The following is a 12529-nucleotide window of genomic DNA, read 5'->3' on the forward strand; positions in this document are numbered from 1 at the left end:
ACTAAAATTTAAATATTGCTCAATTGAAGAGTTGCTCAATTGTTGTATTATATTTATGATACCAATTTGCTCAAGCTGCTATGACTCAAACTCGTGGACTGAAAACTCTTTCAAAGCAAGTCACTGGTATGGACTGTGGAAGCTGTGCTAAGACAATTGAAGTTAGCTTGCAGCAGCTACGCGGTGTGACGGAAGCGTCGGTTAGCTTTGCTACGGGAACAGTAAAGGTATTATATGACTCGGAACTCTTGAGCGATCGCACCATTTATGAGCGGATCAAAGCTTTGGGTTATACAGTTGAGCAGAGTGATGAGGTATCACAGCATATTCATTCGTGTTGTGACAACCACAACCACGCCGATCATCATAACCACAAACACAACCATTCAGTCCCCAAACCGACTCAAAAACACAACTCAGCAGACTGGAAATTCTGGATTGCTAACCGCCGGGGACAGAGCGTAATTTTAGCGGGAGTAGGGTTACTCTTGGGGCTACTGACTCAACATTTAGGGCTACCTATCTGGATAGCGCGAGCTTTTTATGGCATCGGCATAGTAGTTGCTGGTTATCCTATTGCAAAAGCGGGTTTGTTTGAGTTACGCTTGCGCCGCGCCGATATGAATCTGCTGATGACTATTTCAGTGATTGGGGCAGTGATTTTGGGAGACTGGTTTGAAGGGGCGCTAGTCCTGTTTTTGTTCTCTTTAGGCACAACTCTACAAGTTTTTACCTTTGGGCGCACCCGCAATGCTATTCGCGCCTTGATGGATTTGACTCCACCTACTGCTACTGTGAAGCGGGGGAACAAAGAAGTTACTGTTCCCGTTGAAAGTGTTGAGATTAGTGAAATTCTGACGATTCGACCAGGACAGAGGGTAGCATTGGATGGTGTAGTCGTTTCTGGCACAAGCGCCATCGATCAGTCTCCTATCACCGGAGAGTCGATCCCAGAAGATAAAGCTCCTGGCGATACTGTCTTCGCTGGGACGTTAAATCAAGGAGGCTTTTTAGAGGTCAAAGTTACCCACACCAAAAGCGATACAACTGTTGCTAAAATTATTAATTTGGTGGAACAAGCCCAAGAAAGCCGCGCTCCTTCCCAGCAGTGGGTAGATAAGTTTGCCGAAGTCTACACCCCGATTGTGATTTTGATTGCGATCGCTATTGCCCTCATTCCGCCCTTAGCGTTTGCTCAATCCTTTAACGTCTGGTTCTATCGGGCGCTGGTAATGCTGGTAATCGCTTGCCCTTGTGCTTTAGTCATTTCCACTCCAGTATCCATTGTCAGTGCCATTGGTGCAGCAACCCGTCAGGGGGTTTTGTTCAAAGGCGGCAAAGCACTGGAGACAGCAGGGCGAATGAATATCCTTGCCTTTGATAAGACTGGAACAATTACTCGGGGATTGCCAGTAGTTGATCGTGTTTATGGCTTTGGCGAAACGACAGAGCTAGTGTTCCAGGTTGCTGCCAGTTTGGAGCAGTACTCAGAACATCCTCTAGCTAAAGCTATTGTGGCTCAAGCTCAAGATCAAAGAACTAAGCTGCGAACTCCTTCCAACTTTACCGCTCTACCAGGTAAAGGAATTAAGGCAAAAATTGGCAATTCAGTTTACTTTGTCGGTAATCGGCGTTTATTTGCGGAGCAAGGCATTTCCTTGTCACTCGAAGCAGAATCTTTATTGGTTGAAATTGAAACCCAAGGTAAAACACCCGTGCTAGTGGGAACTCAGACAGGATTGTTAGGAGCAGTTGCCCTAGCAGATGGATTACGGTTAGAAGCAACCGAGGCGGTGCGACTCCTCAAACAAGTTGGGCTGAAACGGCTGGTGATGTTAACAGGCGATCGCGCTGCTGTTGCCAAGCAGATTGCCCAACAGGTTAACATTTCAGAATATCAAGCAGAACTGTTACCGGAAGATAAACTGCAAGCGATTCAGCAGTTGCGTCGTGATGGGGTCGTAGGTATGGTTGGGGATGGTATCAATGATGCTCCTGCCCTAGCGGCAGCAGATATTAGTTTTGCGGTTGGTGGTATCGATATTGCCCTAGAAACAGCAGATGTAGTGCTAGTAGGAAGTGACTTAAGGCGACTTGCCTATGCAGTAGATTTGAGTCGTCGCACCGTGTCAGTAATTCAACAAAATGTAGTTTTTTCGCTGGTGACAAAGGGACTATTCTTGCTGTTAGGTACTTTTGGTTTTGTCGGGTTAGCAGTTGCCATTTTGGCGGATACCGGATCTTCCCTGTTGGTAACAGCAAATGGCATGAGGCTGTTTAAAGCCAAAACTAATGACAACTCCTAATACACCATTGGTTGTCCGCCTTGCAAAGCACGAAAAGCATTCATGCAATATGGGCAATCGCAGCCAAATAAGGCGATCGCTTTGTCGCTTTCTTCTGCGCTAAAGTTTAGCATGGCAACGTTTTTGTCCGATTGCTGTGTAGTATAAACCTTTGATGACGCTTGATTTGTCTGTGTAGTCCTCGTACATACAAACTGTTTGTAACTGATATGTGGATGACGTATGCAGGCTTGTCCATCTTTCATACGGATTACTGGCGGGGTAGCGTGTGCCGGATTAACTACCCCGATCACAGACATCAAAGAGGCAAAAACCGTGGGGCTGGCAAGCAAAGCAAGCTTTAGTTTTTTATTCATTGGTTTGAGGAAAAATGTAGCTGACTGCTAACAGTAACTGATTACTTGTTACAGGTCAAGTAAGTTTTTATCTGGAATAATAACAATTTTTAATCTTTTTTTCTATTACATTTGTTTTGCATATAAAAAACAGAACTAAACTTTCTTCAGCCACTGATTTCATATCCTGGTAAGTTGAATTAGTGCTTGATAATGATTATCTTTTTGTTTTTTTTGGTTCCTTCTTAGAGTTTATTAAAGTATACGCTACTGACTAATAGTCTACCTTCTAACTATTGCTTAATCTGCTCAAGCAGAATTTGTGTTTTTTGATAGCCTTGTATATTCCCTTGCGCTTGAAATAGTTTTACTGCTTGCTGCAAATCTTCAACAGCACTGCGTTTATTCAGGAGCGCATATTGAGCAAGTCCCCGATTGGCATAGGCATCGGCTAAGTTAGGATTAATACTTATTGCCGAGTTAAAGTGAGTAATTGCCAGCTTGTGATTTCCCTGAGTATAATTAGCAAGTCCTAAATTATAGTAACCATCTACAAACTTCGGATCAATTTTGAGCGTCTGGTTAAAATCTGCAATTGCTGTTTTAATATCTCCAATTTCCGCATAGGCAGTTCCCCGACTGTTATAAGCATCGACATGATTAGGGTTGAGTCGTAGCGCTGAGTCAAAATCGGCGATTGCTGCTTTAAAGTTGCCTAACTGAGATTTAGCCAAACCTCGGAGGCAAAAACCTTCATAATATCTGGGGTTTAGCTGCACTACCCGATTAAAATCTTCAATAGCTCCATTGAAGTTTCCCTGCTCAAGCTTTTGTTTTCCTCGCTGATAGTATTGCTGAAAATTCGTCTGTTCGATGGGCGTTTGTGGTATCTGAGCATAAGCTGCTCTTACTCCACCCAGTACACAAGTTATTCCCAAGATAGCGATCGCTAATTGAAGATAATTCATTGCCAGACTCTCTCCATATTCAAGATTCCGACGCAGTTTTGCACGGAATTGTTTCCTACTGGATCAATTCTAAACGGCTTCAACAGATTAGGGGACAAGATGCAGCCAGCCCAAAAGACTTTGTAATAGTAACTCCGCATTTAAGACGATGATGACAATAGCGACGAACCAGGCTAACAATTTTAACCACAAGGGATTGACAAAATCACCCATCAAGCGACGGTTACTTGTAAACATTACTAATGGAATCACTGCAAACGGTAATTGCAAGCTGAGGATAACTTGACTGAGAACTATGAGGCTGCTTGTACTGTTTTCGCCAAACAGAATAATTGCAATTAATGCTGGAATAATAGCAAGCAGACGAGTTACTAAACGACGTAACCAGGAGGGAAGACGAAATTGTAAAAACCCTTCCATAACAATCTGCCCTGCTAAAGTTGCGGTTAGGGTTGAACTTTGTCCAGAAGCAAGTAAGGCAACACCAAAAATAGCACTAGCAACACTAACTCCCAATAATGGTGAAAGCAGTTTGTAAGCATCCTGGATTTCAGCAACATTCTGATTACCGGAAAAATGGAAAGTCGCAGCAGAAACAATTAAAATTGCTGAATTGATAAATAGTGCTAAAGATAAAGCAAAAGTGGAATCAAATGTACCAAATTTAATGGCTTCCCATCGCTTTTCAGTATTAGGCTGCCAAGCGCGAGTTTGTACGATTGAAGAGTGTAAATATAAATTATGTGGCATCACTGTTGCCCCTAAAATGCCGATAGCTATATAAAGCATTTCTGGGTTTTTGACAATCTCTCTGTTAGGTAGATATCAGATCATTATGCCTGCCAAATCAGGTTTAGAAAAAATGATTTCGGCTGCGAAACAGATTCCTACTGTTGCTACTAAAGTAGTTACCAAAGCTTCGATATAACGAAAGCCTTTACCTTGTAGAAATAGCAACACCAGCACATCAAGGGCAGTAATACACACGCCCCATACTAAAGGAATAGCAAACAACAGTTGCAGTGCGATCGCACTTCCCAGTAATTCCGCCAAATCACAAGCTGCAATGCCAATCTCACAAAGTACCCACAAACAAAAGTTCACCCGTGGAGTGAAATATTCCCGACAAGCCTGCGCTAAATCTCGCCCTGTAGCAACACCCAAACGTACACATAGCGATTGCAGTAAAATAGCCATCAAGTTTGACAGTAAAATCACTGACAACAAAGCATAACCAAACTTAGACCCCCCAGCGATGTCTGTTGCCCAATTTCCTGGATCCATATATCCAACTGAAACCAGATATCCAGGTCCCACATATGCCAGCAACTTGCGCCAAAAGTTGCTACTGTTAGGAACTTTAATACTACGGTGAACCTCTGGAAGGCTGGGTCTGTATTGTTCGTGAGTCATAAGTTCTGCGCTAGAATATTTTCATATTCTTTTCATAATGTCATAAAATTGGCTATCAACATCAATCTCTGGGGGTATACATCATTACTAATCCTCTCAACAATACAATCTATGCAGCTAATTAGAGCCAGCTAACGTCTCTTAAATCTGAATCAACCCCTGTGGATTTACCGTGAAAAGCTTCCGCCTCTGCAAACCCTCCCGGTATAAAACCTCATTTGCAGCCAGCAACCCACTACTAACAGCCCTTTCCATCAAACCACAAGGAAAAGGCATTTTCACCCAATCACCTGCAAACAACAAATTACCAATACCAGTGCTAGTTTCTGGACGTTCAGTATAACTATTCGGTGGATAACCAGAAAAGTTTTTTTGATTCACCAATTCTCGATGCAATACATTTGCTTCCTTTAACTGAGGAACAATTTCATAAAGTTCCTGCTCAAAAGTTGTTAACAAAGCTTCTTGGGTGGGGAATTGTTTTTCTTTATAGCAGTAAGCATGTAACTCCACCACACTACCACCAGTACGTTTTGCCCAGTCAATAAATTGTTCCTGAACACGATGATAAAGGGTAATGCTATCAGTTAACTGGTAGCCAGATAAAGAAGTAAAATTGCTTTGTTTCCACTCAAAATCGCGATCAAACCAAAAACGACAAACAGCAAACGGATCGGCAATACTCAATTTTTCTACTTGCGATCGCACTACTTCCACATTACCACTCATGCGCTTAAATAGCTGCTGTACACCCGGTACGTCAGTAGCAAAGACATAGTAATCTGCTGTGATTGTCTCTGGTGATGACGAAGTACCATTGACGGCTACCAGTTGTAAACTATCATCCTGACGCTGCACTACTTGATAGCGGGGTAAATCCTGTTGTGCTGGTCCTGTTAAGACTTTACCATCAGATGCGAATACTGAACCATGACAAGGGCAATGAAACTTGCCATCTTCTGCCATTTTTACAGTACAACCTTGGTGGGTGCAGCTTAAGGAAATTGCTTCTTCACCCTCATTAGGTACAGCAAACACTTCATCCGCAGCCCCAAAATATTGTAGAGACGCGCCATGTAGAGACGCGAAATTTCGCGTCCCTACATCAGGGTTACGTTTGACCCAAAATGGTATATTGTTAATATGACTACCAACTTGATAGCTGATTGAATCAATTTTACCTTGTTCTGCTATAATTTCACTTACATTTATTCCCGTAATAATTTTACCACCTTTATTAGTAATTTCCCTAGCTATCGGTTGCACTAAACTTGTTCCCATATCATCTTTAGTGCCATTAAAAGCTAGTCCTTCTGGGTTGCCAAAGAAATAAAAGTGGAAAAACTGCATTAGTTCTGCCACACTCATCGTGTCTGGAGCATTCAAACTAGATTTGGCAAACGGCAAAAAATACAAGTCGTACAAACCTTGAGGAAAATCCTTTTTCACCCAATCTGCAACTGATATAGTATCAAAGCGCCGATAATTCTTTTCTCTCTCAAAGCCACCAATTGCTTGGAATACTTGTAGATGTTTTAATTTTGTGAGATTAATCCCCCATTGGAAGCGGTTGGGGGAGGCTATAGCTAAGTCAACAATATTCCAGGGAAAAGCAGAATGATTGGGACGAAATATTTCTGGTTTGTACTGAGAATTGCGGTAAACAACAGAATAAAAATGTAGAGATTGAAAATTATCAGTTATGCCTAGTTCTGCAACCAAACTATTCAGATTATAGTACTGAGGGAAAAAGCCATGAAAGCCATGCTCCATTAAGAAGTTTTCACCGCCCACTTCTATTTGCCAACTAGCGATTTTACCGCCCAGTTGAGGAGACTTCTCCAATAATGTTACCGCAAACCCTCGCTGACTCAATTCATAAGCACAAGCTAAACCTGCTAAACCACCGCCAACCACTATAACGGTACGTTTGCCACTCAACAGGCGTGGTAAGTTGAGGGTATCTTGTTGAAAAACCGTGGGTTTTGGCTTGTGAAACCGAGAGAATCCCATTACTCCTGCAACCGCACCCACGCCAAACAACTTCAGCAACGTGCGCCGGGAGAGCAAAGAAAATTCTGGTGAATTGGATAATTGACTCATTTGTTACTGAAATTAACTCGTCAAGCTGAATTTTTCCGGTAGCCTAAGTTTAATATAAGATTTGAAATTTGACTACTAAGCGTTAGGTAGGTTGAAAATTGCCAGATAACTCCCCCTGTGCTAAAAAAGTTACGAAGAGTGGACGTGTACGCATTCTGGATGAGGCGGAACGGCTATTCCGTACACGCGGGTATCATTGTGTTACCATGCGGGATATTGCGTCAGAGGTGGGAATTCGGCAGGCATCGCTGTACTATCATTTTCCCAGTAAGGAGGAACTTTTTGTGGCTGTTACCGAACGGATGTTTGAGATTCATCGTACAGGTTTACAGCAGGTAATTCATAATGAGTCAGACTTGCGATCGCAACTTCATGCTGCGGCTTTTTGGTTTCTCTCTCAACCTCCTATTCATTTTTTGAGTATGGTACATACAGACATGCCTTTGTTGGGTGAGGAAAACATCAACAAGTTGTCTGCTGGTTTTCAACAATGTGTGTTTGAGCAAATTCGACAAGTTTTTGCCCAAGCGCAAGAGCGAGGGGAGATTCGCAATACTCGTCCCGAAATACTAGCCGGATTATTTTTGTCTTTCATTGAGAGCATTCCTTATGTTACTACTAGACCAGGTACTGCTAAGAGTGAAGTGATTGTGAATGAGGTGATTTCGGTTTTGCTGGATGGGTTAAAACTATAGAAGTCACCGAGTCAGGATTCGTAGAGACGCGATTAATCGCGTCTGTACTCAGGAGTCAGGAGATAAAGATAAATTATTTACAAATTATTAGTAAAACGTTAACTTCAACATAAACTTAACCAGCTGACATCGGCTAGTGCGTTACTATCCTAGTAATGTCAACTGCATTACAATACTTATGGAACCAAATACTTTACCCACTGAAGTGATTCTGTCGCATCCGCGTCAGACTTTAGGTAGTGTACAACTTGATTGGGCACCACAACCGGGAAACTATCTCGATCTAGAAGGAAAAACTTATGCAGTCTTAGAGCGCCGCCACCGTTATCAGTTTAAGGCAGGGCGCTACCGTTTGCAGAACATAGCTTTGTATGTACAATCTGCTAAACGACCAAGTGAAAAAAGTCTTTTTCAAGGGCGTTGGGTGGTAGGAGATGCTAGCTGTCGCTACAATGCTCATTCAGAAATTATTCGTTGTGCAGTTAATCCAGAAGGACCTTGTGAAACTTGTCGCTTTTATGAAAAATTATTGTAGAGACGTTCCGCCGGAACGTCTCTACATGCCGTTGGTGAAAATTTCTCCCACGGCTAAATGCATTCCATTAACAAAATCCCATCCTGACTGGGGACGTTTACCAGCTGGCTGAACTTCTCGCAATAGTAATAAACCTTCTCCAGTTTGTGCGATCGCTCCCATTCCCTTGGCGATGCTTACTACTTCTCCAGGATTACCTGATTCCCTTAACACATCTGATAATTGATCAATTAATTCTTTCAATTCCTGTGATAACTCATGAGCGTAAGCAGAGTCAAGGGGGGCAGTGGCAGTAATTTTGAGTGGTTGGTTGCGAAATGTAGCGTTACAGTTAGGGTAAAAACCTCTAATTTGATTATGTAGTTGAATAGCGCTCTTTGACCAATCCAAAAGGTAATCTTCCTTTTTAATTAAAGGCGCATAAGTAGCATCATTATTGTTTTGCGCTCTTGGTTGGATAACACCGTCCAACTTTAATAAGGTTTCCACTAACAAATCAGCGCCCATAACCGCCAGTTTCTCTGCCAAATCTTGGGCATTATCCAGTAATCCTATTGGTGTAGTAGCCTCCAACAGCATAGCTCCCGTATCCATACCTGCATCCATTAACATTGTTGTAATGCCAGTTTGTTTTTCGCCGTTGTATATACACCATTGAATTGGTGCTGCTCCCCGATACTTTGGTAAAATGGAGCCGTGTACATTAACGCAGCCTAACTTGGGCATATCTAAAATTTCTTGAGAGAGAATTTGCCCATAGGCAACAACAACGAATACATCTGCACTAGTCTGTTTTAGTTGAGATAAAGTTTCTGGATCTTTTTTCACCCGCTGGGGTTGCCATACGGGTAAATTAAAAGAGGTCGCAACAGTTTTAACAGGTGATGGCGTAAGTTGATTCCCTCGTCCCCGACGTTTATCTGGTTGAGTAACCACCGCCATCACTTCAAATCTACTATCATTCAACAATTTTTCTAGAGTTGGCACAGCAAATTGAGGAGTGCCAAAGAATACGACTTTCATGTTTCTTTGAACCATTAGTTATTGGTAAATAGTAATTCAATGCGACGCCGATGGTGGCAAAAATGTAGAGACGCCCCGGTGGGGCGTCTGTCTACCAACCGGAAAAAAAAGGTATTTTAGTTGACAAAACATTTATTCTCTAGTATAATAAGGTAATCAAGTTATGGTTTTACTGAGTATCTTGGCAAGCCTTTGCGAAAAAGTGAGCTAAGAAGGCTTTTATAGCAAAATTCCGAATACTTGATTTGTTTACTCCATATACATCTACCAAAACGCAGCATTTTCTGCTGGGTTTTATGTTCTCTAGTGTCTTTATTTTTGTATTTCAAACAACAGGCATTCCTTTTAACTAAGTATTTAAGTAATGATAGTTAAGTGGGCTTAGTTGGCAGTACAAATTAAGTATTATCAGCTATGTTTTTTTGACAGAGGTGCTTTTGTGCGCTATTATTCTGGCATCTTATGTAAAAAGGATATGCTTTGTAAAAAAAAATACCGTATTTCTCTAAATCGTATGCTAAGAATAAATAATTTTTTCGGTTAACATTTTTGGTTCTCTGTTATACATATAATCATAGTCTGCCCGATTGTTGTATAGGCATTACTCCTCGCACAGCCACCTCCCCCCTTAGAGAGTAAATAGAATGCTTAAACACGCTTTGCTGTCAGGATTGTTTCGGATGCAACCATTCCTGAAATATGTTGTAGTTGGTATATTAATCGCACCCCTGGTAGCCTCTTCTGGTCGCTCTACAGAGGTGGGAAAATCACAAGCTAAAAACGCCGTGAACACAGAACATGACTCTGTGCCAACAGAGGCGACTGTGAGCGAAGCTGAATCAACGTCAGTCCCTTCATCAGTACAGACAGAGCAAAAAGATTTCTCTGTTTTGAAATCTCATGAGCCAATTTCTATTGCTGTTGTGACTGAACCGCAAATTAGAGAAGAAACGGAATTTACAGAAGATAATTCTTCACCTGTAACAATATCTGAACCGGAACAACTAGCGGCAGTTCAACTCGCTCCACAGTCAGAGCATAGCTTGGGATCTAAAACAACTCGTGCTAGTCAACTAAATTTAGTAGCACGCTTAAGAGCTGCTAAAATCCAGTCGGCGACACAACAAGATAGTTCTGAGACATCAGAGGTAATTTCAACTCAGTCATTGATTGTAGCTAAAGTGATCCCGCTCAAGGAATCTTCATCACTGGCAACAGCAGTACCAGTTGTTGAACAACCGATGTCGCCAGAAACTGAACAGAAAGATCCAATTAACAGCCCACATCCGATTCCTTGGCAATGGATACAGGCTACTCAGGAATCTATTAGTTCTAGGGGCGAAGCGGGAGTGCGTTACTACCGTAGTGTACCTGTGATTTCTCCAGATGGCAGGTATGCAATTTACAGCCGTGTACAACTAGAAGTAAATCCACAAACTTACAATAGCCGCGTTAGTAGTGTTCTGTTTGTTGAAGATCGACAAACCAAGAAGTTGCGCGTGATTGCCTCAACTTCTCCAGTTAACGATCCCTTGTTAAAGGTGAAGGCATCGTTAAGCGATGAGCATAAGCAAGGAACTATTGCGGTGTTAGTTCCAGTAAGTTGGTCGGCAAATGGCGATCGCTTCTTGGCACGTAAGTTTGAAGCCATCATGAACACGAGCGATGCTACAGATCACGCTGTGATTTGGGATCGGCAAAAACATGAGTTTCTTTCTGTCACCCCTGCCCAACACAAACACGAGCATGAGAGAATTGCGATCTTGTTAGGTTGGAGTAAATTTCAACCCGATCAAGTACTGTTTCGGACTGGTGAACTGGGTGACGAAAATTGGCCTTTGATGACGGTTGCTCATGATGGCTCGACTGTAATGGCAACGGAGGCGGATCAACCTGTGACTTTTGGTCAAAAGATTACAGAAGTTTGGGCTGGGCCTCCCGTAGCATATAGATAAATCAGCTAATATTAAAAATTATGTAGAGAGACGCCCCGGTGGGGCGTCTCTACGTTTCGCTGCTATTAACTTCAACGCTAGCTTCTTTCACTCGACGGATGGGTAAATTAGCAATCAAGGCTGTTGTACGTTGGTTGCTTTCTAAAGAAAATTCCAAACCATCCGTCTCTACTTCCACATAGCGGCAAACAACTTCTAGGATTTCTTGCCGCATCTTCTCTAAAGTTTGGGGGCTTAAGTCAGCGCGATCGTGAGCAATTACCAATTGCAGGCGACGCTTAACATGAGTGCGACTGGTGTCAACACTACGAGAAAAAAGTCTTTCTAAAAGTTCGAGAATCATTGTGATTGGGTGTACACATGCTGGAGATTAGGAGTTAAATAATCTTGGTCCACAACAGCCTGCGGAGGCGGGTAAATATGTTGTCGTTGGATGAGTCAAGGTTAAGAAATTCCACCGATTCCCCTTCTAATCTACGCACAATGTTTTCAATGGCTGTAGCTGCTAAAGAAGGGTTCTCCGCCAGCACTAAAGGTTCTCCGCGATTGGTTGAGACAATCACGCGCTCATCGTCAGGGATCACCCCAATCAGAGGAATTGCGAGTAGTTCCTGAACATCTTGTACAGACATCATATCATTTACTCGTACCATTGCGGGTCTAATTCTGTTAATAATGAGATGAATCCGCTTAATCCCTTGTGCTTCTAGTAACCCGACTACGCGATCAGCATCCCGAACTGAGGAAATTTCTGGTGTAGTCACAATTAAAGCTTCTTTGGCAGGGGCGATCGCATTCTTAAACCCCATTTCAATTCCTGCTGGGCTATCAATCAAAACGTATTGGTACTTTTGTGCTAGTGCATTCACCAGTAACTTCATCTGATCGGGAGTGACTGATTCTTTGGTGCGATTTTGTGCTGCTGGTAAAAGTACTAAATTGGGCTGACGCTTATCTTTAACTAAAGCTTGCTCCAACCGACACTCTCGAGCGAGTACCTCAATTGCTGTGTAAACGATGCGATTCTCTAATCCTAGCAGCAAATCCAAGTTTCTTAAACCAAAATCCGCATCAACCAAAGCAACTTGACGCCCCATTTTGGCTAAAGCCATGCCTAAATTTGCTGTAACTGTGGTTTTACCCACTCCTCCTTTACCGGAGGTAATGACAATAATGCGAGTCATGATGGCAACGAG

The 12529-nt window shown here is 42.5% G+C and carries 10 protein-coding genes and 1 pseudogene; 4 read left to right on the top strand and 7 right to left on the bottom strand.

Annotated features, from left to right (window positions below; genetic code table 11):
• Positions 1-80 precede the first annotated feature (80 nt).
• Positions 81-2306, top strand: coding sequence for a heavy metal translocating P-type ATPase (locus ICL16_RS27340; RefSeq protein WP_190834409.1), 2226 nt, complete (start codon positions 81-83; stop codon positions 2304-2306).
• Here the strand turns inward: ICL16_RS27340 and ICL16_RS27345 are convergent.
• The 4 genes and pseudogenes from ICL16_RS27345 to ICL16_RS27360 form a co-directional block, all read right to left on the bottom strand.
• Positions 2303-2662: a hypothetical protein gene (locus tag ICL16_RS27345; RefSeq protein WP_190834411.1), complete on the bottom strand. Its 360-nt coding sequence runs from the start codon at positions 2660-2662 to the stop codon at positions 2303-2305. The two genes, ICL16_RS27340 and ICL16_RS27345, sit on opposite strands and share 4 nt — an antisense overlap.
• Positions 2663-2934: 272 nt before the next feature.
• Entirely contained in the window at positions 2935-3609 is a 675-nt protein-coding gene (locus ICL16_RS27350; protein ID WP_190834413.1) for a tetratricopeptide repeat protein, read from the bottom strand.
• Positions 3610-3696: 87 nt separating this feature from the next.
• A pseudogene (locus ICL16_RS27355) lies at positions 3697-5022 on the bottom strand (Nramp family divalent metal transporter).
• A 141-nt stretch (positions 5023-5163) separates the two neighbouring features.
• Complete coding sequence (locus tag ICL16_RS27360; RefSeq protein WP_190834415.1) at positions 5164-7125, bottom strand: FAD-dependent oxidoreductase; 1962 nt, start codon at positions 7123-7125, stop codon at positions 5164-5166.
• Positions 7126-7223: 98 nt separating this feature from the next.
• Between ICL16_RS27360 and ICL16_RS27365 the strand changes: the two genes are divergently transcribed.
• On the top strand, positions 7224-7820 hold the full coding sequence (locus ICL16_RS27365) for a TetR/AcrR family transcriptional regulator (protein WP_190834417.1): 597 nt from the start codon (positions 7224-7226) through the stop codon (positions 7818-7820).
• Positions 7821-7998: 178 nt separating this feature from the next.
• Positions 7999-8355: a DUF6464 family protein gene (locus ICL16_RS27370; protein ID WP_190834419.1), complete on the top strand. Its 357-nt coding sequence runs from the start codon at positions 7999-8001 to the stop codon at positions 8353-8355.
• Between the two features lie 21 nt (positions 8356-8376).
• On the opposite strand, the gene fmt is transcribed toward ICL16_RS27370, so the two are convergent.
• Positions 8377-9378 carry a methionyl-tRNA formyltransferase gene (gene fmt / locus ICL16_RS27375; protein WP_190834580.1) on the bottom strand — a complete coding sequence of 334 codons (1002 nt, stop codon included), beginning with the start codon at positions 9376-9378 and terminating at the stop codon, positions 8377-8379.
• A 644-nt stretch (positions 9379-10022) separates the two neighbouring features.
• On the opposite strand from fmt, the gene ICL16_RS27380 reads away from it, so the two are divergent.
• Positions 10023-11333: a hypothetical protein gene (locus tag ICL16_RS27380; RefSeq protein WP_190834421.1), complete on the top strand. Its 1311-nt coding sequence runs from the start codon at positions 10023-10025 to the stop codon at positions 11331-11333.
• Positions 11334-11382: 49 nt separating this feature from the next.
• Here ICL16_RS27380 and minE read toward each other — a convergent pair whose 3' ends face one another.
• Both minE and minD read right to left on the bottom strand, forming a co-directional pair.
• Positions 11383-11676: a cell division topological specificity factor MinE gene (minE, locus tag ICL16_RS27385; protein ID WP_190834422.1), complete on the bottom strand. Its 294-nt coding sequence runs from the start codon at positions 11674-11676 to the stop codon at positions 11383-11385.
• A 34-nt stretch (positions 11677-11710) separates the two neighbouring features.
• Positions 11711-12517 (bottom strand): septum site-determining protein MinD, encoded by an 807-nt coding sequence (gene minD, locus ICL16_RS27390; protein ID WP_190834424.1) that lies wholly within the window; start codon positions 12515-12517, stop codon positions 11711-11713.
• Positions 12518-12529: the final 12 nt, after the last annotated feature.

Source organism: Iningainema tapete BLCC-T55 (genome assembly GCF_014698965.1).
Lineage (GTDB): Bacteria > Cyanobacteriota > Cyanobacteriia > Cyanobacteriales > Nostocaceae > Iningainema > Iningainema tapete.